The 20,361-nt window shown below is 69.2% G+C and carries 19 protein-coding genes; 11 read left to right on the top strand and 8 right to left on the bottom strand.

What is annotated here, in order from left to right:
* Positions 1 to 17 precede the first annotated feature (17 nt).
* The 3 genes from ACN27E_RS09070 to fni form a co-directional block, all read right to left on the bottom strand.
* Positions 18 to 881: a hypothetical protein gene (locus tag ACN27E_RS09070; protein ID WP_422748386.1), complete on the bottom strand. Its 864-nt coding sequence runs from the start codon at positions 879 to 881 to the stop codon at positions 18 to 20.
* Between the two features lie 448 nt (positions 882 to 1,329).
* Positions 1,330 to 2,433, bottom strand: coding sequence for a hypothetical protein (locus ACN27E_RS09065; RefSeq protein WP_422748384.1), 1,104 nt, complete (start codon positions 2,431 to 2,433; stop codon positions 1,330 to 1,332).
* Between the two features lie 198 nt (positions 2,434 to 2,631).
* Complete coding sequence (gene fni, locus ACN27E_RS09060; protein ID WP_422749729.1) at positions 2,632 to 3,633, bottom strand: type 2 isopentenyl-diphosphate Delta-isomerase; 1,002 nt, start codon at positions 3,631 to 3,633, stop codon at positions 2,632 to 2,634.
* A gap of 85 nt (positions 3,634 to 3,718) precedes the next feature.
* Here fni and ftsY point away from each other — a divergent pair, with 85 nt between their 5' ends.
* The 6 genes from ftsY (at position 3,719) to ACN27E_RS09030 (ending at position 12,286) form a co-directional block, all read left to right on the top strand.
* Positions 3,719 to 5,128, top strand: coding sequence for a signal recognition particle-docking protein FtsY (gene ftsY / locus ACN27E_RS09055; protein ID WP_422748383.1), 1,410 nt, complete (start codon positions 3,719 to 3,721; stop codon positions 5,126 to 5,128).
* Between the two features lie 189 nt (positions 5,129 to 5,317).
* Complete coding sequence (locus ACN27E_RS09050; protein ID WP_422748381.1) at positions 5,318 to 6,658, top strand: ammonium transporter; 1,341 nt, start codon at positions 5,318 to 5,320, stop codon at positions 6,656 to 6,658.
* Positions 6,659 to 6,691: 33 nt separating this feature from the next.
* The gene (locus tag ACN27E_RS09045; protein WP_003881099.1) at positions 6,692 to 7,030 is read left to right on the top strand and encodes a P-II family nitrogen regulator; all 339 of its coding nucleotides are present in this window, start codon (positions 6,692 to 6,694) and stop codon (positions 7,028 to 7,030) included.
* A gap of 65 nt (positions 7,031 to 7,095) precedes the next feature.
* Entirely contained in the window at positions 7,096 to 9,609 is a 2,514-nt protein-coding gene (locus ACN27E_RS09040; RefSeq protein WP_422748376.1) for a [protein-PII] uridylyltransferase, read from the top strand.
* Positions 9,610 to 9,631: 22 nt separating this feature from the next.
* A complete protein-coding gene (gene ffh, locus ACN27E_RS09035; protein ID WP_422748374.1) occupies positions 9,632 to 11,194 on the top strand; it encodes a signal recognition particle protein in 1,563 nt (520 codons plus the stop codon).
* On the top strand, positions 11,195 to 12,286 hold the full coding sequence (locus tag ACN27E_RS09030; RefSeq protein ID WP_422748373.1) for an amidohydrolase family protein: 1,092 nt from the start codon (positions 11,195 to 11,197) through the stop codon (positions 12,284 to 12,286). It begins immediately after the preceding gene.
* On the opposite strand, the gene ACN27E_RS09025 is transcribed toward ACN27E_RS09030, so the two are convergent.
* The 3 genes from ACN27E_RS09025 to ACN27E_RS09015 all read right to left on the bottom strand — a co-directional run bounded on the left by ACN27E_RS09025 (position 12,283) and on the right by ACN27E_RS09015 (position 15,790).
* Positions 12,283 to 13,896 carry a diflavin oxidoreductase gene (locus tag ACN27E_RS09025; protein ID WP_422748372.1) on the bottom strand — a complete coding sequence of 538 codons (1,614 nt, stop codon included), beginning with the start codon at positions 13,894 to 13,896 and terminating at the stop codon, positions 12,283 to 12,285. The genes ACN27E_RS09030 and ACN27E_RS09025 overlap by 4 nt on opposite strands.
* 84 nt (positions 13,897 to 13,980) lie before the next feature.
* Positions 13,981 to 14,754, bottom strand: a complete 774-nt coding sequence (locus ACN27E_RS09020) for a D-alanyl-D-alanine carboxypeptidase family protein (protein WP_422749728.1) — start codon at positions 14,752 to 14,754, stop codon at positions 13,981 to 13,983.
* A gap of 160 nt (positions 14,755 to 14,914) precedes the next feature.
* Positions 14,915 to 15,790: a D-alanyl-D-alanine carboxypeptidase family protein gene (locus tag ACN27E_RS09015; protein WP_422748369.1), complete on the bottom strand. Its 876-nt coding sequence runs from the start codon at positions 15,788 to 15,790 to the stop codon at positions 14,915 to 14,917.
* A gap of 60 nt (positions 15,791 to 15,850) precedes the next feature.
* Here ACN27E_RS09015 and ACN27E_RS09010 point away from each other — a divergent pair, with 60 nt between their 5' ends.
* On the top strand, positions 15,851 to 16,282 hold the full coding sequence (locus ACN27E_RS09010) for a nuclear transport factor 2 family protein (RefSeq protein WP_422748368.1): 432 nt from the start codon (positions 15,851 to 15,853) through the stop codon (positions 16,280 to 16,282).
* Positions 16,283 to 16,308: 26 nt separating this feature from the next.
* Here the strand turns inward: ACN27E_RS09010 and ACN27E_RS09005 are convergent, their stop codons facing one another.
* On the bottom strand, positions 16,309 to 16,962 hold the full coding sequence (locus tag ACN27E_RS09005; protein ID WP_422748366.1) for a class I SAM-dependent methyltransferase: 654 nt from the start codon (positions 16,960 to 16,962) through the stop codon (positions 16,309 to 16,311).
* 212 nt (positions 16,963 to 17,174) lie between these two features.
* On the opposite strand from ACN27E_RS09005, the gene rpsP reads away from it, so the two are divergent.
* Genes rpsP through trmD form a run of 4 tightly spaced genes read left to right on the top strand, consistent with a single transcriptional unit; the run spans position 17,175 to position 19,166 of the window.
* Complete coding sequence (gene rpsP / locus ACN27E_RS09000) at positions 17,175 to 17,681, top strand: 30S ribosomal protein S16 (protein ID WP_422749726.1); 507 nt, start codon at positions 17,175 to 17,177, stop codon at positions 17,679 to 17,681.
* A gap of 8 nt (positions 17,682 to 17,689) precedes the next feature.
* Positions 17,690 to 17,932 (top strand): RNA-binding protein, encoded by a 243-nt coding sequence (locus tag ACN27E_RS08995; RefSeq protein ID WP_003928628.1) that lies wholly within the window; start codon positions 17,690 to 17,692, stop codon positions 17,930 to 17,932.
* 13 nt (positions 17,933 to 17,945) lie between these two features.
* On the top strand, positions 17,946 to 18,467 hold the full coding sequence (rimM, locus tag ACN27E_RS08990) for a ribosome maturation factor RimM (RefSeq protein ID WP_422748362.1): 522 nt from the start codon (positions 17,946 to 17,948) through the stop codon (positions 18,465 to 18,467).
* Positions 18,468 to 18,482: 15 nt separating this feature from the next.
* Complete coding sequence (gene trmD / locus ACN27E_RS08985; RefSeq protein ID WP_422748361.1) at positions 18,483 to 19,166, top strand: tRNA (guanosine(37)-N1)-methyltransferase TrmD; 684 nt, start codon at positions 18,483 to 18,485, stop codon at positions 19,164 to 19,166.
* On the opposite strand, the gene ACN27E_RS08980 is transcribed toward trmD, so the two are convergent.
* Positions 19,163 to 20,104, bottom strand: a complete 942-nt coding sequence (locus tag ACN27E_RS08980) for a hypothetical protein (protein WP_422748360.1) — start codon at positions 20,102 to 20,104, stop codon at positions 19,163 to 19,165. The genes trmD and ACN27E_RS08980 overlap by 4 nt on opposite strands.
* Between the last annotated feature and the right edge of the window lie 257 nt (positions 20,105 to 20,361).

Genomic DNA, 20,361 nt, shown 5'->3' with positions numbered 1-20,361 from the left:
GGGGGAAGTCGGTGCATTCATCGGAAACTCCGTAGGCCCAAAAGAGGGTTGTTGGCTGGATTGTAGCCAGAGATGCCGTTGAGCTGCGCCTGAGACACCCGCGCTACGGCTTGGCGCAACGTTGACTCCGACTGCGTCCGGCCCCAGAGACCGCGCGCGTCTTGGGGATCGAGTCTGAGGTTGTTCCGGATGATGATGTCGGTATTGCGGTCGTAGTGCTGATCGGATTCGGCGAATTGACGCGGCCGGTCGAGCTTGATGAGCGAATCGCCCCGGACAAAGGTCTTCCCGTCGATGGTGTACACGGGTATCCCGTCCGAGCCCATGAAGGTCAGCCGCCGGCCACTTCGGGTGATCTCATCGATCTGCCGTGTTCTGTCGTCGACTCGCCGCTGCCGTTCGGCCGCTGCGGCCTGTGCTTCTCGATACATCGTGGTCTGTTCCCTCGGAACAGGGATCTTCGGAATGCGGTCGAGCAGACTCGGGTGATTGCCGTCGAGTCTCTGGACCGGGTTGGCGATCGTTTTCGACTTCAGACCCTCTTTGACCGCATCTTTGATGAGTTTGCCCACCGCGGCGAGCGCGTCCCCCTTGCCCGCCATGACCATCGGCAGCGGTCCGGCTCCTCCGCCGCCGAGGAATTGGGTGCCAGGGTCCTGCAGCGTCTGTGTTGCGTCGCCGCCGCTGGTGGCCGCAGGCGTGGGGGCGATCGGCGTCGCGCCGGCGGTCGTGTTGGGCGGGGCGGTGGCCTGCGTAGCCGTCCGGGTCTCGATGGTGGTGGAGGTGGCCGCCCGCTTCGTGGCCGAGGAGGCTTCGGCTGCGGCGACGCGATTCGCGCGGGACACCACCCGGGCGGGCGGATCACCGTCGTCGGCGGCCATCGCCCGGTTCGTCCTGCGTGATGTCGCCGACGGGCCGGCGGCGCCGTCACGTGATGTGACCGCTTCCGTTCGGCCGGACGACGAAGACGACGCTGCGGAACCGGACTGCACACCCCGAGACGGAGCGGCAGCCGGGCCGGCCGACGATGACGATTCGACGCCGCTGTCGGCGCCGGCGACAGTCACCTCGGAGCCGAGAAGCGACCAACCCAGCAACGCGGCGCCCATACCAAGGGTCGCCGCACCGAGCGTCAGCCACCGACGCGCGGACCTATCCTCGCCGCGGTGCCCAGCGACGCTCCTGCTCTGCTTCGACGACATATCCGATCTCCCGCGTCCTATGCGGCCTGACCGCCCCACCAGTCAACACCAGTGCCTGGTCGGCCGGGCGGTAATGGCGCACGTTCGCCGGCGCGGGTGCGCCCTCCGGTGACCCGGGATCTCGCAGTCATGGCCGCAGGTACTTGCCCCACTCGGTGCGCACCACAGCCGGGTCGAGCTTCAAATTGTTGCGGATGATGATGTCGGTGTTCCGGTCGTAGTGGGCATCGGATTCACCGAACTGCCGAGGCCGCACCAGATTGACCAGTTTGGCTTCCGGCGGGCGGTCCCGGAACACCCTGGTGTATTTGACGAAGGTCTTTCCGTCGGTGGTGTACACCGCGGATCCGTCTCTGGCGGTCAGCTTCACGCCCGTCCGCACGATGTCGTCGATCTGCCGGGTCGCTGCGTCAGCTTTCCGCTTGTATTCGGCTTCGCTGGCCTGCGCTTCGGCTTTTCGCAGGGCGTCACCGCCCGGTATCCGGACTTTGGGGAGCAAGTCGAGCAGTCCGGGAAGCTTGCCGTCCAATCTCTGAAAGGGATTGGCCAGCGTCTTCGACTTGAGGATTTCGCCCAGGAGTTTGCCGAACGCGCCGAAGCTGTCGCGGGTACCCGCCGTGACGCCCGGAAGCGGTCCGACCCCTCCACCGCCCAAGAACTGGGTGCCGGCAGTCGGTGGGTTCTGGGTCGGCGCACTGCCGGTTGTCGCGGTCTGGTTGGCCCGCTGGCCGGGCGACGGTGTCCCCGCCGCGCGAGCCTCGGTCTTGGACCCGGGAGCTGCGCTGTCCTGGCGGGCGGCCCGCGATGCGTCCCGAGTGTTCAGGACGGTCGCGCCTGCGGTTCTGTCGGTGACCGGGGCGGTCTCGGCGGCCGCGGAGCGGCCCGACGGCTCGTCCTTGGCGACCGCGCCGCGGTTGGCGGCGTGGGACGTCGCGGACAGGCCCCGGGTGTCAGAGGTGTCACGTGAGGTGGCCGTCGTCGCGCGGCCCGGTGCCGATGCTGCGGACCCGGACTTCACCCCGTTGGCCGGGGCGGCCGGTCCGGCCGCGGACGACGAGGCGACGCCGCTGTCGGCTTGGGCGATACCGACCTCGGACCCGAGCAGCGACCAGCCGACCAGCGCCGCACCCATGCCGGCGGACGCGGCACCGAGCTGCAGCCACCGGCGCACCGGCAGGTCTTCGGCGCGACGATGCCGACCGATATGACCGCTCGTCTTCCACGTTGACATGTCTGATGCATCCCGGGGTCGCGCTGATGAGGACTGGGCGGCGTTCTGCACCCGAATGGTCGCGCCGGTGAGCGCGACCGCCTACCAGCTAAGCACGACAGCGAACCAAACAGCTGCCAACCCAGGACAATGTCATAAGTTCGATGTCCGTGGCGACTTCCGTTGCGAGGGTGCGCGCCCGTTCGTCCCTCCGCCGGCCTATGCGGGCAGGACACCGCGCCGACGCAGCGCCGCGAGATCGGCCGCGCCACAGCCGTGCAGGCATACCCGCAGTTCGTCGATTAAGCCCGACAGCCAGTCCACCACGGCCGCCGGCGAGTCGACGGCCGGCGCCAGCAGTGGCCGGGCCACGGCCACCACCGCGGCGCCCATGGCCAACGCCTTGGCCGCATCCATTCCGGTGCGGATGCCGCCGGAAGCCACCAGCGGCATGTCGGGCAGGGTGCGCTTCACCTCCAGCAGCGCCTGGGCCGTGGGGATGCCCCACTCCGCGAGCGCGGGACGGCGGATCTCGCCGTCGCGCACCAGCTGCTCCACCCGGGCCCACGACGTCCCGCCGGCGCCGGCCACGTCCACCGCCGCCAGTGGGATGTCGACCAGTTCCGCGGCGGCGGTGGCGCCGATCCCGTGGCCCACCTCCTTGAGCAGTACCGGACGCGGCAGGGTGCCCGCGACGGCGCGCAGCCGCCCGATCGACCCGGTGAAGTCGGTGTCGCCGTCGGGCTGCATCGCCTCCTGCAGTGGGTTGGTGTGCACGGCGAGCGCATCGGCGCCGACACGGTCCAGGACGCGTTCCAGCGCGGGCACCACGGAATCGGACAGCTGCGCGAGGCCGATGTTGCCGATCAACAGCACGTCGGGAGCGACGGAGCGCACGGCGAACGTCCCGGCCGCCTCCTCGTTGTCGATCATGATGCGCTGGGAGCCGAGCATCATGCCGACCCCCAGCTGCTGGGCGGCGGTGGCCAGGTTCCGGTTGATGGTGGCCGACAGCTCACTGCCGCCGGTCATCGCGCCGATCAGCACCGGCGCCCGCAGCCGCTTACCCAGGAATTCGGTGTGCAGATCGAGGCGGCTCAGAGCGGTCTGGGTGAGGGCGTTGTAGGGCAGCCGGTAGTTCTCCAGACCGGTGGTCACCGTGGTGTACTCCACCGGTCCGTCCAGGCACACGTCGATATGGCGGCGTTTGCGCTTCTCGATGCCGTTCTCCGTGTCCGGGTGCCCGGCGGCGGCCGACCCCGTCACCGGCTGACCACCGTTGGACGGGCCCTGAAACAATGGCCGGGTGACCCAAGATGTTCCGGTCGGTGTGTGGATCGCAATCGCCGTAATCGCCGTTCTGCTCGTCACTGCTCTCGTCGTTGGTCTGGTCCGCTATCGGCGCCGCCGGATCAGACTGTCGGAACCCGACACTGCCACACCCATCGACCGGTCCGGCGGGTACACCGCGTCTTCGGGCATCTCGTTCACACAATCGTCAGCACCGCCCGCACCACCTGCACCGCAGGCACCACCGCGGCGTCCCGCGCCCGACCGGATCGACACCACCGGACTGCCCGCTGTCGGTGACGACGCGACCATCCCGCGGGATGCGCCGAAGCGTCCCATCGCCGACGTCCGGCTGCCCGAGCCGCCCGTCGAGACCACCGCGCCGCCCGCACCGCGCCCGGCGCCCGAACCGCAGGCGCGCCCCGAACCCGAACCGCTCCCGGAACCCGAACCCGAACCGGCGCCCGCCGAGGCCAGCGCGCCCGCGGCGCCCGCCGAGGACATCGCGCCCGCCGAAGGCCGGCTGGACCGGCTTCGTGGCCGGCTGTCCAAATCCCAGAACGCGCTGGGCCGCAGCATGCTCGGCCTGCTCGGCGGTGGCGACCTCGATGAGGATTCCTGGGAAGCGGTCGAAGACACCCTGCTGATCGCCGACCTCGGCCCCGTGGTCACCGAATCGGTGATCGGCGCACTGCGGGAACGCATGGCCAGCGACGCCGTGCGGACCGAGGCCGACGCCCGCGCCGTGCTGCGCGATGTGCTGATCAACGAGCTGCACCCCGAGATGGACCGCTCGATCCGCGCCCTGCCGCATGCCGACAAGCCGTCGGTGCTGCTCATCGTGGGTGTCAACGGCACCGGCAAGACCACGACGGTCGGCAAGCTGGCGCGCGTGCTGGTGGCCGATGGCCGCCGCGTCGTGCTCGGCGCCGCCGACACCTTCCGTGCCGCGGCGGCCGATCAGCTCGAGACCTGGGCGTCGCGGGTGGGCGCCGAGGTGGTCCGCGGGCCGGAGGGCGCCGATCCGGCCTCGGTCGCGTTCGACGCCGTCGACCGGGGGATAGCCGACGGCGCCGATGTCGTGGCGATCGACACCGCAGGCCGGTTGCACACCAAGACCGGTCTGATGGACGAGCTCGGCAAGGTCAAACGTGTGGTCGAGAAGCGTGCCGCGGTCGACGAGGTGCTGCTCGTGCTGGACGCCACGATCGGACAGAACAGCCTGCCGCAGGCGCGCGTCTTCGCGGAGGTCGTCAAGATCACCGGAGTGGTGCTGACCAAGCTCGACGGCACGGCCAAAGGCGGAATCGTGTTCCGCGTCCAGGAGGAGCTCGGTGTGCCGGTCAAACTCGTCGGTCTCGGCGAGGGGCCCGACGATCTGGCGCCGTTCGAGCCGGCCGCGTTCGTCGACGCGCTGCTCGGCTGATCCGGCGGCTCGGCGCCGGCTCGTAGGCCCGCCGCAGCCTCCGGTGAGGCGTCCGAAACATGAGCGTAACCGCCTCGGCCGCTGCGTTCACATTCCGGAAACCTCGGTGCATCACCGGCGAAACGCGAGCGAAAGAGTCTTCTCGGGAGGCCGATCCGTCGGCCCATTTCCCAAGGAGGTTCACACAAAGTGGTCTTAGCCTTACCCGACGACGCGTACGCCGCCTTCGACACCGGCGACACCGCCTGGGTGCTCACCAGCGCCGCGCTGGTGCTGTTGATGACACCCGCTCTCGCGTTCTTCTACGGCGGTCTGTCCCGCCAGAAGTCCGTGCTCAACATGATGATGATGTCCTTCGGCTCCCTCGGGGTGGTCAGCGTCATCTATGTGCTGTGGGGCTACTCGATGTCCTTCGCCTCGGCCCACACCGGCAACAGCGACATCCTCGGCATCTTCGACAACCCGTTCGCCCTGTTCGGGTTGTCGCCGCTGCTGGAAGCGCGAGAGATCGGCGGGGAGGAGCTGTACCCGATCGGCGGCTTCGGCTCGGTGCCTGCGATCGTGTGGGTGGCCTTCCAGCTGACCTTCGCGGTCATCACGGTCGCGCTGATCAGCGGCGCAGTGGCCGAGCGGATGAAGTTCGCGACCTGGCTGGTGTTCGGCGGGCTGTGGGCCACTCTGGTGTACTTCCCGCTGGCGCACATGGTTTGGGGCGGCGGGCTGTTGTCGGGTGCTGAGAACGGTTTCGCCTCATGGATTTTCGGCTACAACGCCGACGAAGGCACGGCCAACGTCCCGCCGATCGACTTCGCCGGCGGCACCGTGGTGCACATCAACGCCGGTATGGCGGCGCTCGTGCTGGCGCTGCTGCTCGGTAAGCGCGCCGGCTTCGGCAGGACGGCGTTCCGCCCGCACAACATCCCGTTCGTGATGCTGGGCGCGGCCCTGCTGTGGTTCGGCTGGTTCGGCTTCAACGTCGGATCCGAGGGCGCGGCCGACGCCACGGCCGGCCTGGTGTGGGTGAACACCACCGCCGCCACCGCCGCCGCGATGCTCGGCTGGCTCGCCGTCGAGCGCATCCGTGACGGGCACGCCACCAGCGTGGGCGCCGCATCGGGCATCGTCGCCGGTCTGGTCGCCATCACCCCGGCGTGCGGTTCGCTGTCGCCGATCGGCTCACTGATCCTCGGCGTCATCGCCGGTGTGCTCTCCGCGCTGGCCATCGGCCTGAAATACAAGTTCGGCTACGACGATTCGCTCGATGTCGTGGGTGTCCACCTGGTCGCCGGCCTGTGGGGCACGGTCGCCATCGGCTTCCTGGCCACCGAGACCGGCCTGTTCTACGGTGGTGGAGTTCAGCAACTGGTGGTACAGATCGTCATCGCTCTGGTAGCAGTGGTCTTCACAGGGATCATGACCGCCATCATCGCGTTCATCGTGAAGCCGATGGGGTGGCGCGTGACGAGGGAAGACGAGGACACGGGCATCGATGAGACCGAACATGCGGAAACGGCTTATGAACTTGTCTGATCGGCAACACACTCATACGAAGGGACCGACTCGATGAAGCTGATCACTGCGATCGTCAAGCCGTTCACGCTCGAAGACGTCAAGACCGGCCTGGAGCAGACGGGCATCCTGGGGATGACCGTCAGCGAGGTCCAGGGCTACGGCCGCCAGAAGGGTCACACCGAGGTCTACCGCGGTGCCGAGTACTCGGTCGACTTCGTGCCCAAGGTGCGCGTCGAAGTCGTCGTCGATGATTCGGCGGTCGACAAGGTCGTCGACGTCATCGTCCAGGCCGCCCGCACCGGCAAGATCGGCGACGGCAAGGTGTGGGTGAGCCCCGTCGACACGGTGGTGCGCGTGCGGACCGGCGAGCGGGGGGCCGACGCCCTCTAGTCCATCGGGGGTCGTCTCCCGGCCCAGTAGTTGCGCTTCACCGGACCCGGGGGAGGACTTCGAGGATGACAGAACAACATTCAGACCCCGCCGCCGGTGCCTCCCGTTGGACGGCACCGGCGGCGGGTTCGTTACGACCCGCCGACGACCTCGCCAAAGCGGCGCAGCAGCTGCTCGCGGGCGGCGGCCGGCAGCTCGAGGCGCCTGCGCTGCGTGACGCCCTGCTCGATCTGCACGAATTCTGGCTCAGCACAAAAGCAGCCGAGATCGGCATCACCGCCACCAGTGGCTTCGCCATCGTCGCGACCGGGGGTCTCGGCCGGGGCGAACTGCTCCCGTACTCCGATCTCGACCTGATGCTCCTGCACGACAACATGCCCACCGATGTCGTCGCGCAGGTAGCCGAGCTGCTCTGGTATCCGCTGTGGGACGCCAATATTCGGTTGGACCACAGTGTTCGCACGGTGCCCGAGGCGTTGGCGGTCGCGGGGGAGGACATCTCCGCGGGTCTGGCGATGCTCGAGGTGCGTCACATCGCCGGTGACGCCGACCTGTCCTCGTTGCTGGTCGGCGGTGCCCGCCGGCAGTGGCGCACCGGCATCGCCGGACGCTTCGCCGATCTGGTCGAGCACACCCAGTCGCGCTGGCAGCGCAGCGGCCAGATCGCCCACCGCGCCGAACCCGACCTGAAATCCGGCCGCGGCGGTCTGCGCGACGTGCAACTGCTCAACGCCCTGGCTATCGCACAACTGGCCGACGTGTATCCCAGCCAGGCGCTGGCCTCGCCGACCGGAACCCTGGGTGGTGCACATCTGGCGCTGCTCAACGTCCGCACCGAACTGCACCGGGTTTCGGGTCGCGGACGCGATCTGCTGCTCGCCCAGTACGCCGACGAGATCGGCGCGTCGCTGCGCATCGGCGACCGCTTCGACCTGGCCCGGATGCTCTCCGACGCCGCGCGGACCATCAGCTACTACGTCGACGCCGGTCTGCGCACCGCCGCCAACGCCCTGCCGCGGCGTGGCTTCGCCGCGTTGCGCCGCCCGATCCGCCGTCCGCTCGACGAGGGCGTGATCGAATACGCCGGTGAAGTGATCCTCGCCCGGGATGCCCGTCCCGAACGTGACCCCGGCCTGATCCTGCGGGTGGCGGCGGCCTCGGCGACGACCGGGTTGCCGATGGCGGTCTCGACGTTGAGCCGGCTGGCGGAGACCGCGCCGGAACTGCGCACCCCGTGGCCGCGGCAGGCGCTCAAGGACCTGCTGGTGCTGCTGGCCGCCGGCCCGTCGGCGGTCGGGACCATCGAGGCGCTCGACCGCACCGGGCTGTGGGGGCGGCTGTTTCCGGAGTGGGGCGCGGTGCGCGACCTGCCGCCCCGCGACGTCGTGCACATCTGGACCGTCGACCGGCACCTCGTCGAGACCGTCTCCCGGGCAAGCGCCTTCACCACCCGGGTGTCCCGGCCGGACCTGCTGATGCTCGGCGCGCTGTGCCATGACATCGGCAAGGGACGCGGCGGCGACCACAGCGTCATCGGTGCCGAGCTGGCCAACCAGATCGGCACCCGGATGGGGTTGTGGCCATCGGACATCGACATCCTGTCCAGGATCGTGCGTTATCACCTGCTGCTGCCCGAGACAGCGACCCGACGCGACCTACAGGATCCGGCCACCATCGCGGCGGTCGTCGACAAGCTCGACGGCGATCTGCTGTTGCTCGAGCTGTTGCACGTTCTGGCCGAGGCGGATTCGCTGGCCACCGGACCCGGCGTATGGGGCGACTGGAAGGCGTCGCTGATCGGAGATCTGGTCCGGCGCTGCCGGTTGGTGATGGCCGGTGAGCCGTTGCCCCAGCCGGATCCGATCGACCCGCGGCACCTCGAGCTGGCCGCGTCGGTCGGGGTACACGTCGAACTGAGCGCCGGCGACAGCTCCCACATCTATCAAGTGACGATGATCGCGCCGGATCGGCGCGGACTGCTGTCCAAGGCCGCCGGTGTCCTGGCGCTCAATTCGCTGCGGGTGCACTCCGCCTCGGTCAACAGTCACCAGGGCTCGGCCATCAACACCTTCGTGGTATCGCCGCACTTCGGATCCCCGCCGGCCGCGGAGCTGTTGCGCCAGCAGTTCATCCTCGCCCTCGACGGCGACTTCGACGTCATCGCCGCCCTGCAGCGCCGGGAGGACGATGCCGCTCAACACGGCACCGGCCGCGCCGGCGAACCCGGCGCCGCCGTGCCGGGCAACCATGTGCCCGCGCCACCGCGGGTGCTGTGGTCGGCCGGGGCCGCGCCGGGTGAACTCGTCGTGCAGATCCGCACCACGGACCGGACGGCTCTGCTGGCCCGGCTGACCGCGGTGTTCGAACGCGACGGGGTGGACATCTCCTGGGCCAAGGTCACCACGCTGGGCTCGTCGGTGATCGACGTGTTCGGCATCGTCGTGCCCGCACTGGCGGCCGACCCCGCCGCCGACCCCGCAGCGGACCACGCCGCGATCCGCACCGAGCTCGAGGCCGACCTGTATGCGGTGCTCCCGGCGCCGCCGCCGGCCCCGAAGCCGGCAGAACAGGCCAGCTGAGCGGGAAGATAGGCTTGAGCTCGTGTTCGAATCCCTGTCCGACCGGTTGACCGGGGCCCTACAGGGGCTCCGCAACAAGGGTCGACTCACCGACGCCGACATCGACGCGACCACCCGGGAGATCCGGCTGGCGCTGCTGGAGGCCGACGTATCGCTGCCGGTGGTGCGTGCGTTCGTCGCCCGCATCAAGGAACGCGCGAAGGGCGCCGAGGTGTCGGCCGCGCTCAACCCGGCCCAGCAGGTCGTCAAGATCGTCAACGAGGAGCTCATCGGCATCCTCGGCGGTCAGACCCGCCAGCTGGCGTTCGCCAAGACCCCGCCGACGGTGATCATGCTGGCCGGCCTGCAGGGCTCGGGTAAGACCACCCTGGCCGGCAAGCTCGCCAAGTGGTTGCGCGGCCAGGGGCACACCCCGCTGCTGGTGGCGTGCGATCTGCAACGCCCGGGTGCGGTGAACCAGCTGCAGATCGTCGGGCAGCGGGCCGGGGTGTCGGTCTTCGCTCCGCATCCGGGTACCGCGCCGGGTGCCGACGAGGTCAAGGGCACCGCCGACCCGGTTGCCGTCGCGGCTGCGGGCCTGGCCGAGGCCAGAGCCAAGCACTTCGACGTGGTGATCGTCGACACCGCCGGCCGACTCGGTATCGACGAGGAATTGATGGGGCAGGCCGCCGCGATCCGCGATGCGGTGAACCCCGACGAGGTGTTGTTCGTCCTCGACGCCATGATCGGCCAGGATGCGGTCTCCACCGCCGAGGCGTTCCGGGAGGGCGTCGGGTTCACCGGCGTCGTGCTGACCAAACTCGACGGCGACGCCCGCGGCGGTGCGGCCCTGTCGGTGCGTGAGGTCACCGGCGTACCGATCCTGTTCGCCTCGGCGGGTGAGAAGCTCGAGGACTTCGACGTCTTCCATCCCGACCGGATGGCCGGCCGCATCCTCGGCATGGGCGATGTCCTCACCCTGATCGAGCAGGCCGAGCAGGTCTTCGACGCCGAACAGGCCGAAGCCACCGCCGCCAAGATCGGCAGCGGCGAACTCACGCTCGAGGACTTCCTCGAGCAGATGCTGGCCATCCGCAAGATGGGTCCGATCGGCAACCTGCTCGGCATGCTGCCCGGCGCCGGTCAGATGAAAGAGGCGTTGGCCGCCGTCGACGACAGCCATCTGGACCGGGTGCAGGCCATCATCCGCGGTATGACGCCGGCCGAGCGCGCGGACCCGAAGATCATCAACGCCTCCCGCCGGCTGCGCATCGCCAACGGGTCCGGCGTCACGGTCGCCGAGGTCAATCAGCTCGTGGACCGCTTCTTCGAGGCCCGCAAGATGATGTCCCAGATGGCCGGGCAGATGGGAATGCCGTTCGGGCGCAAGAACACCCGCAAGGCCGGTAAGGGAAAGAACAAGCAAGCCGGCAAGAAGGGACGCAAGGGGCCGACGCCGCCGAAGAACCGCAACCCGCTGGGTGCGGGTATGCCGGGGATGCCGGCCGGATTCCCGGATCTGTCGAACATGCCCAAGGGCCTCGACGAGTTGCCTCCCGGGCTGGCGGGTATCGACCTGAGCAAGCTCAAGTTCCCCAAGAACTAGATGGCGGCCTCGACGCCTCTTCATCTGCGGGGCCGCGGCCTGCCCGGTGAAGCACCGGTCGAATGGTGGGTGGCCGACGGCGTGCTGCGCGCCGAACCGGTCCGGGGGGCGCAGACCGTCTGGGACGGCGGTTGGATGGTGCCCGGCCTGGTCGACGCCCACTGCCACGTCGGGCTGGGACCGGTCCCCGGTGGCGCGGTGAGCCTGGACGAGGCCGTCGCCCAAGCCGAGACCGAACGCTCGGTCGGGGCGTTGCTGCTGCGCGACTGTGGCTCGCCGACCGACACCCGCAGCCTCGACGACCGTCACGACCTACCGCGTATCATCCGGGCGGGCCGGCACGTCGCCAAGCCGAAGCGCTATATCGCCGGTTACGCCGTGGACGTCGAGGACGAAGCCGAATTGCCGGGCATCGTGGCAGAGCAGGCGCGCCGCGGCGATGGGTGGGTGAAGCTGGTCGGCGATTGGATCGACCGGTCGATCGGTGATCTGGCGCCGCTGTGGGACGACGACATCCTGCGCCAGGCGATCGACGCGGCGCACGCGCACGGGGCGCGGGTGACCGCCCACGTGTTCGGGGAGGACGCGCTACCGGGTTTGATCACCGCGGGCATCGACTGCATCGAGCACGGAACCGGCCTCACCGACGACACGATCGCTCTGATGGTCGAGCACGGCACCGCTCTGGTGCCGACGCTGATCAACGTGGAGAACTTTCCCGGCATCGCCGACCAGGCCGCGAAATACCCGACGTACGCGGCCCACATGCGCGACCTCTATCAGCGCTGCCGTCAACGGGTCGCAGCCGCCCGCGAGGCCGGGGTGCCGATCTATGCGGGCACCGACGCCGGCAGCACCATCGTGCACGGACGCATCGGTGACGAGGTGGATGCGCTGCGCGGCATCGGCATGACCCCGACCGAGGCGCTCGGGGCCGCCTGCTGGAACGCCAGGGACTGGCTCGGGCGTCCCGGTCTGCACGACGGCGCATCCGCGGATCTGGTCTGCTACCGCGACGATCCGCGCCTCGGCGCGGGCGTGATCAACGAACCCGCGCTGGTGGTCCTGCGGGGCAGGGTGTTCGCGTCCTAGTACACATCGCGAACGTAGCGATGGTTTCTGACTAGATCGTTGACGTAGGCGTGAGCGCCGTCGCCGTCGAAGCCGCCGTGCTCGGCGACGATCTGGTGCAGCGCGGCGTCGACATCGCGGGCCATCCGGTCGGCGTTGCCGCACACGTAGACGTGCGCGCCGTCCTGCAACCAGCTGAACAGCTCTGCAGCGTTTTCCCGCATTCGATGCTGGACATAGGATTTCGCGTGGCCATCGCGGGAGAACGCCAGGTCGAGCCGGCTGAGGGTGCCGTCGTCGACGAACTCCTCGAGTTCGGCGCCGTACAGAAAATCCCTGGCGCGGTGACGGTTTCCGGAGAACAACCACGACCGGCCGCCGGCCGCCGTTGCCCGGCGCTCTTGGAGAAAGGCGCGGAACGGTGCGACGCCGGTGCCGGGCCCGATCATGACGATCGGTACGTCGTCGGCAGGCAGCCGGAAGGCGTGGTTGGGCCGCAGATGCACCCTGAGCGTGTCACCGCGATCGGCCAGGAAGGTCGACGCCACCCCGCCGTGCCGGCGTGCACCTGCGGTGTAGCGCACCGTGGCCACCGTGAGGTGCGCGCTGTCGGGGTGCACGAGCGGACTCGAGGCGATCGAGTAGTCCCGGAACTGCAGGGGCCGCAGTGTGTCCACGAGCTCGTCGACCTCGACGTCGGCCAGCCGGAGCAGGTCGAGCACGTCCTTGCCGTAGGACCACGAACCCGGTGCCGCGACGGACTGCGCCCACAGGGCGGCCGCCGCGTCGGCGTCGTCGGTGCGGGCGGCGACCAGCGCCTGCAGCGCCCGCGACGGGGTTCGGATCTCCAGGCGGTCGGTCAACAGGACACCGAGCGCGACATCGTGGTCGGCCACCGCCAGGTTGGGGTCGACGCCTAGGTGTGCGAGGAGCTGATCCACCAGCACCGGGTCGTTGGTGGCGTGCACGGCAAGGGAATCGCCTGCGCGGTAACTGATCCCGGAACCGGCGAGATCCACCTCGTAGTGGCGCACCTCCCGGTCGGAATCGGCGGTGGTCAGAACCCGGTTGGCGCCGAGCCGAGTGGCGTGCGGGCGGTGGCGCTCACGGGCGGGGGTGTCGGCCGGCTCGACGGTGGCCGCGCCCGGCGCGGTCTGGGCGGTGGGACCGGATTGCGCGGCCAGCAGCAGCTTGACGACGTCGGTCGTCCACATCTCGGCAGGTTGTTCGTAGAAGCCGTCCACGTCGACACGTTCGGCGAGCCGCGTGGCGCCGAGGGTTTCGAGCCGCTCGTCGAGCAGCTTGCCGGCATTGCAGAACAGATCGTAGGCCGTGTCCCCGAGCGCGAGCACCGCGAAGCTCAGGTGGTCCAGCGGGTCGGTCTCGGCGCTCAGCGCTTCCCAGAACAATGTGGCGGTATCGGGGAATTCGCCGTCGCCGAACGTCGAACAGACGACCACGAAGTGGGTGGCCGACCGCAGGTGCGCCATCTCGATCTGGTTGAGCTCACGGGCCTCGGCAGAGATGCCGACCCCCTGACAGGCCTCGGCGAAAGTCATCGCCGCGTCCTCGGCATTGCCCATGTCGGTGCCGAAGGCGACGATCAGTGAGAATCCGGATCCGTTCGTCATCCGCCGCTCCCTTCCCGAAGTTAGGGTGACCTTACTTCGGGTGGGAATGCGGTGGGGCGCTCCCTTGCCGGGGTGTCCCGCGGGCTAGGGCTGGCTGAACCCGTAGTCGAACAGGTTGATCGCCTGGCTGTACAGATCGCCGGTGCCGTACATCTGCACCACGACCAACCGGCGCGAACCCCGCTGCGCTGCACCGACATAGGTCTTGCGGGCGAGGTTGGTGAAGCCGGTCTTGCCGGCGAGATCGCCAGGATAGCGGCTCAACAGTTCGTTCTGGTTGGACAGCGTCTTACCCGGGAAGGGCGCCGACGGCGAGCGCATGATCTGCGCGATCAGGGGGTATTGCAGGGCGGCCCGCATCATCGCCCCGAGGTCGTGCGGGGTGGTGATCGATTCCCAGCCCGGCCCGTCGAGGCCTGACGGCGACGACGCTCTGGTGCTGCGCGCACCGACCGCGGACGCCTTGCGATTCATCGCCGCCACCGCCACGCGCTGACCGCCGAGCATATCGGCGAGCATGTTGGCCGCATCGTTGCCCGAGACCATCAACAGCGCGGACAGCAGTTCGCGCACCGTGTACGGCTGACCCGGTTTCAGTCCGACGCAGGAGCACTCGACCTGGGTGTGCGATGCGTTCGCCTTGGCGAAGTTGTCGGGGGAGAGGTGGTCGAGCACCACCATGGCGAGCAGGATCTTGATGGTGCTGGCGGGGGCATGGGGTTCGGTGGGGTTGCGGCTGGCCAGAATCCGTCCGGTGTCCAGGTCGGCGACCAGCCAGGCCTGGGCGGGACCGTCGGGCAAGGCGACCGCGCCCGCGGGCTGGGGTTGTGCGGCAGCCGGCGCCGGGATGACGGCGATGGACGAAAGTACAAGAGCCGCAAGATATCCGGTGGCCGGCGTGCGCGGCCACCGACGCGCACGCCACCAGGTCACGACATCAGAGCCTAAGCCCGGTTACGCCTCGAATCGGTCTCGGTGGAGTTGCAGCTCAGTGACAGTGCCGACACCGGGGTTTCGGTTACAGTGCGCCGACGTTCGCGCCGCGGTCCAGGGCGAAACCCCAATCGAGGAGCGCGCCCGCCTGGTCCCAGTAGGTGGGTCCGCCCTCTTTGACCAGGCCGTGCATCAGGGCGACCACCAGCCGGCGGCCGTCGCGCTGCGCCGCGCCGACGAAGGTTTTCTGGGCGATGTCGGTGTAACCGGTCTTGCCGCCGAGTGCGCCGGGATAGCGGTGCAACAGCTCGTCCTGGTTGACCAGCACGACGTCGCCGGTCCTGGCGGGAAAGACAGCGGTCGGCATCGCGGTGATCTGGGCGAACACCGGGTGGGCCATCGCCGCCCGGAAGATGACGGCCAGGTCGTGCGGTGTCGACCAGAACGGCATACCCGGCCCGTCCAGACCCGACGGCGTGACGACGTTCGTCCCGTGCGCACCCAGAGCGGCGGCCTTGGCGTTCATCTTGGCCACCGCCGGGCCGACACCGCCCAGCATGCGGGCCAGCGTGTTCGCCGCATCGTTACCCGACACCAGCAGCAGCCCTTCGAGGAGCTGACGGGCGGTGTAGGTGCGGCCCGGCGCCACGCCGGCGCAGTTGCACTCGACCCGGGTGTCGGCCTCGTCGGCCACGATGGTGGCGTCCAGCGGGAGCTCGTCGAGCACCACCTGGGCGAGCAGAGTCTTGATGGTGCTGGCCGGCGCATAGCGCGTGTTGTCGTTGCGCCCGGCGAGCACCTGGCCGGTGTCCATGTCGGCGACGATCCACGCCTCGGCCGGTCCGGCCGGAATGGGTACCGAGCCGACCGGCTGGATGTCCAGATCGGCCGAGGCGGCCGGTGCGACGACGATGCTCAACGCGGCGGTCAGGACGGCGAATACGGTGACGAGCCTCCCCATGGCCGGTGAGCCTAACCCGCGGTGCTGGAGTTCGCGCCGACTGCGGTGTTAGATCAGCCCATGCTGAGCCTGGAGGAGATCTCGGACCGGCTGGAGATCCAGCAACTGATGATCGACTACTCGACCGCGATCGACCAGCGGCGCTTCGACGACCTCGACCGGGTGTTCACCCCGGACGCCTACATCGACTACCGCGCCACCGGGGGCGTCGACGGGCGCTTCCCCGAGGTGAAGAACTGGCTGGCCGACGTGCTGCCCAACTTCCCCGCCTACTCCCACATGCTCGGCAATGCCGATATCCGGATCGCCGGTGACACCGCGTCGGCCCGAACCATCTGCTTCAACCCGATGGTGCTGGGCGGTGACGGCGGATCGGCCGGCGGACAGGTCTATTTCGTCGGGCTCTGGTATGTCGACGAGTTCGCCCGCACCGGGGAGGGTTGGCGGATGACCCGCCGCGTCGAGGAGAAGTGCTTCGACAAACTCCTCTGAGTCCTCCCGGGATGCCTCCTGGAACGTCAGCCGTCGCGCTGTGCGGTGATTGTGTGCCGGGGCAGCCGCCCGTCGGCCCGGCTCAGCACATCGGTGGTCAGACCCGCCCGCTGCGCGCCGGCGACGATCTCCTCGACCGGTCGCAGCCGGAAGCCGTGCGGCGTCACCGGCAGCCGGCGCATCGCGTCGGGATCCCCGATGCCGATGGCCACCCGGCCCCCGGGCCGCAGCACCCGGGTGAACTCCGACCAGACGGCGTCGAGGTCGTCGATGAAATAGATCGTGTTGACGGTGATCGCCGCTTCGATGGCAGCGTCGTCGAACGGCAACGCGGTCAGTGAACCGCGGGTCAGGGTCAGGCGGTTGCTGTCGATGTCTCGACGAAACCTGCGCCGGGCCCGCGCCAGCATGTCGTCGCTGATCTCCACACCGTGCACCGTGCCGCCGGCGCCCACCGCGTCGACCAGCAACCGCAGACCCGCGCCCCCGCCGAATCCGATGTCGGCCGCCACACCGCCGGCGGGCGGCTGCGCGGCGGATATCGCCGTCGCGATCGCCTGCCCGTTGCCGCGGTCGAGCGCGCCCGCGACGACTCCGCCGAGGGCGCCGTGCGGCCGGCCCAGCTGTCCGGCGACGGTGCGGGCGAGCGGAGTCATGAGGTGCTGTCGCAGTGAGACCATGGCAGCAGTGTTCCCCGAAGCGCTCGCGCGCAGACATGGCGGGGTCCGCGGCGCGATTTCCGCTGGACCGAGCGGTTCTGGCACAATGGTCGGCTGTCCGCCTGCGACCACGGCTGCAGGGCGGTCACACACGTGAGGCAAAACCGGATTCGGGCAATTCCGCCCGCATCGCCGAATTGCAGCGTGGCAATCATCAGGAGAATCGCTTCGTCATGGCTGTCAAGATCAAGCTGACCCGTCTGGGCAAGATCCGCAACCCGCAATACCGCATCGCCGTCGCCGACGCGCGGAGCCGCCGCGACGGTCGCGCCATCGAGGTCATCGGTCGCTACCACCCGAAGGAAGAGCCGAGCCTCATCGAGATCGACTCCGAGCGCGCCCAGTACTGGCTGGGTGTCGGCGCGCAGCCGACCGAGCCGGTGCTCGCGCTGCTGAAGATCACCGGTGACTGGCAGAAGCACAAGGGCCTGCCGGGCGCCGAGGGCACGCTGAAGGTCAAGGAGCCCAAGCCCAGCAAGCTCGACCTGTTCAACGCCGCGCTGGCCGAGGCCGAGGGCGGCCCGGGCACCGAGGCCACCCAGCTCAAGAAGAAGAAGGCGCCCAAGAAGGAGGCGTCGGACGTCGAGGCGACCGCCGATCCGTCCGGCTCCGCCGACAAGTCCGAGCCCGCCGCTGAAGGCGAGGACGCCACGGTCGCCGGCGCCACCGCGGAAGGCTGAGCGAGACCGTGAGTTCAGTCGTCGTCGACGCCGTCGAACATCTGGTTCGCGGAATCGTCGACAATCCCGACGATGTCCGGGTCGACATGGTGACCAATCGCCGTGGCCGCACTGTCGAGGTGCACGTCCACCCCGATGACCTGGGCAAGGTCATCGGACGCGGCGGCCGCACCGCGACCGCGCTGCGCACCCTGGTCGCCGGGATCGGCGGCCGGGGAATCCGTGTCGACGTGGTGGACACCGACCAGTAGTCGAGGGGAACCTGTGGACCTGGTGGTCGGACGGGTCGCCAAGGCCCACGGCGTCACCGGCGAGCTGGTGATCGACGTCCGCACCGACGATCCCGAGGGACGTTTCATCCCGGGCGCCGAACTGCGTGGCCGCCGGCCCAAGGCCGGTACCGAACAGCGCTACGTCGTCGAATCCGTTCGACCGCACGGCGGCCGGCTGTTGATCCGTCTCGACGGGATCGCCGACCGGACCGCGGCCGACGGGATGCGCGGGACGGTGTTCGTCGTAGACACCGCCGAACTGCCGCCGATCGACGATCCCGACGAGTTCTACGACCATCAGCTCGAGGGCCTCGCCGTGCGCACGGTCGGCGGCGACGACGTCGGGGCGGTGGCCGAGGTGCTGCACACCGCGGCGGGCGAGCTGCTGGCGGTCAAGACCCCCGCCGGTGCCGAGGTGCTGGTGCCGTTCGTCAGTGCGATCGTGCCGCGCGTGTCGCTGGCCGAGGGTGTGGTCGAGATCGACCCGCCCGACGGACTGCTGGACCTCGAATGACCGGGCGGCGCCGCTGTGCGGATTGACGTCGTCACGATCTTCCCGCGGTATCTCGATCCGCTGCGTGAATCGCTGCCGGGCCGGGCGATCGAATCGGGTCGGATCGAACTCGGAGTACACGACCTGCGGCAGTGGACCCATGACGTACACCGGTCGGTCGACGACTCGCCCTACGGCGGCGGCCCGGGAATGGTGATGAAGGCGCCGATCTGGGGAGCCGCGCTCGACGACATCTGCACCGAGGACAGCCTGCTCGTGGTTCCCACCCCGGCCGGCCGGCTGTTCGACCAGGCGACGGCGCACCGCTGGGGGGCCGAGAAGCACCTCGTGTTCGCCTGTGGGCGCTACGAGGGCATCGATCAGCGGGTGGTCGAGGATGCGGGCCGACGGATGCGGGTCGAGGAGGTCTCCATCGGCGACTATGTGCTCACCGGCGGGGAGTCGGCCACCTTGGTCATGATCGAGGCCGTGGTGCGGCTGCTGCCCGACGTCCTGGGCAACCCCGCCTCCCATGCCGACGACTCACACTCGGCGGGTCTGCTCGAGGGGCCCAGCTACACGCGCCCGCCGACCTGGCGCGATCTGGACGTCCCCGCCGTCCTACGCTCCGGTGATCACGCCGAAATCGCTCGGTGGCGCCACGAGCAGGCCCTGGAAAGGACCCGGCAGCGTCGACCGGACCTATTGTCCGACAGCTAGATTCGGCCATCTGGGAACATCGTCTTGACCACCTGGGTGATGGTTTCCCTGGCCTCGGGGGCGTCGGCCGGCTGATTCGAGCCGATGACCATGACGTAGCGCCGGTCCGCGCCGATCACGCCGGTGGACAGATGCATCCAGTCCGCGCCGATACAGCACATCCAGCCCTGCTTGACCGCGACGGGCTCGGCATAGAGCCCGTCGGGAATGCCGAAGCGCTGCGGATAGACACCACCGGGTTGGGTGCCGTCGATGCCCGTCGGCGTGGACTGAGCGAGATTGCTCATGATGATCTCCGCCTTGTCGCGGGGCAGCCCCCCGGCGCCGGAGAGCAGCTTGTCGTAGAAGCGGACCAGATCGGCGGCCGTGCTGGTGGTGTTGTACCATTCGCCGTCACCCGGCGGGTGGGTGCCTGCGAGTCCGTAGCGCTTGGCGACGCGCGTCACGATGGCGCTGCCGCCACTGCGGTTCCAGAAGACCTCGGCTGCGCTGTCGTCCGACGAACGCAGCATCCGGTCGAAGGACTGCCATTCGTCCGGAGTCAGCTCGGTGCGCCCTTCGGACAGCTGCAGCAGCAGATCGTCGGCGATGAAGAGTTTCACCACCGAGGCGATCGCGATGCTGCGCGTGTTGCCGTTGGAGATGAGCTGTCCGGTGTTGCGGTCCTGCACCAGCAGCGTGACATCGGCGCCGACGGCCTCGGCCTGATCGGTGGCCTGCCTGGCCCGCTCGGCGAGTCCGTTGAAGGTGGCCGAGGGCTCATCCGGGGGCGCCTCCGGCAGCGGTGCGGACGTGCCCTGAGGCGCGACCACGGTCAGCTGGGGGCCGTTCGGTGGCGGAGGTGTCCCGTACACCCGTGCCTCGCACCCCGAGACCATCACCGTCGCCACCATGCCGGCGGCGGTGGCGGTCCACAGCACGGACGGCCGGAGTCGCATAGTCCACCCTCTTTCGGAGATCCATCGGTGAACACCGGAACCGGCGGCTTCCCGCGTGCGCCGACTGTGGTTACGGCACAGGGGCCATCCGGTGCTCCCAGCCTAACCAATACCCGGCAGCAGTGCTGTTCAGGCTTACGGACCTGTGACCACTGCCGGTCGCCGCGATTTCACTCCACCGGCGCCCGTCTGGCACAATTGAGCAGTTGTCCGCGCGGGACGGGTCATGCCCGGTTCGTCCGCGCAGGGATACACCC

Origin of the sequence: Mycobacterium sp. WMMD1722 (assembly GCF_049315205.1) — a bacterium.
In the GTDB taxonomy this organism is placed as follows: Bacteria; Actinomycetota; Actinomycetes; order Mycobacteriales; family Mycobacteriaceae; genus Mycobacterium.
Note: the sequence above shows the minus strand (reverse complement) of the source record. Positions and strands in the feature narration are given on the sequence as shown.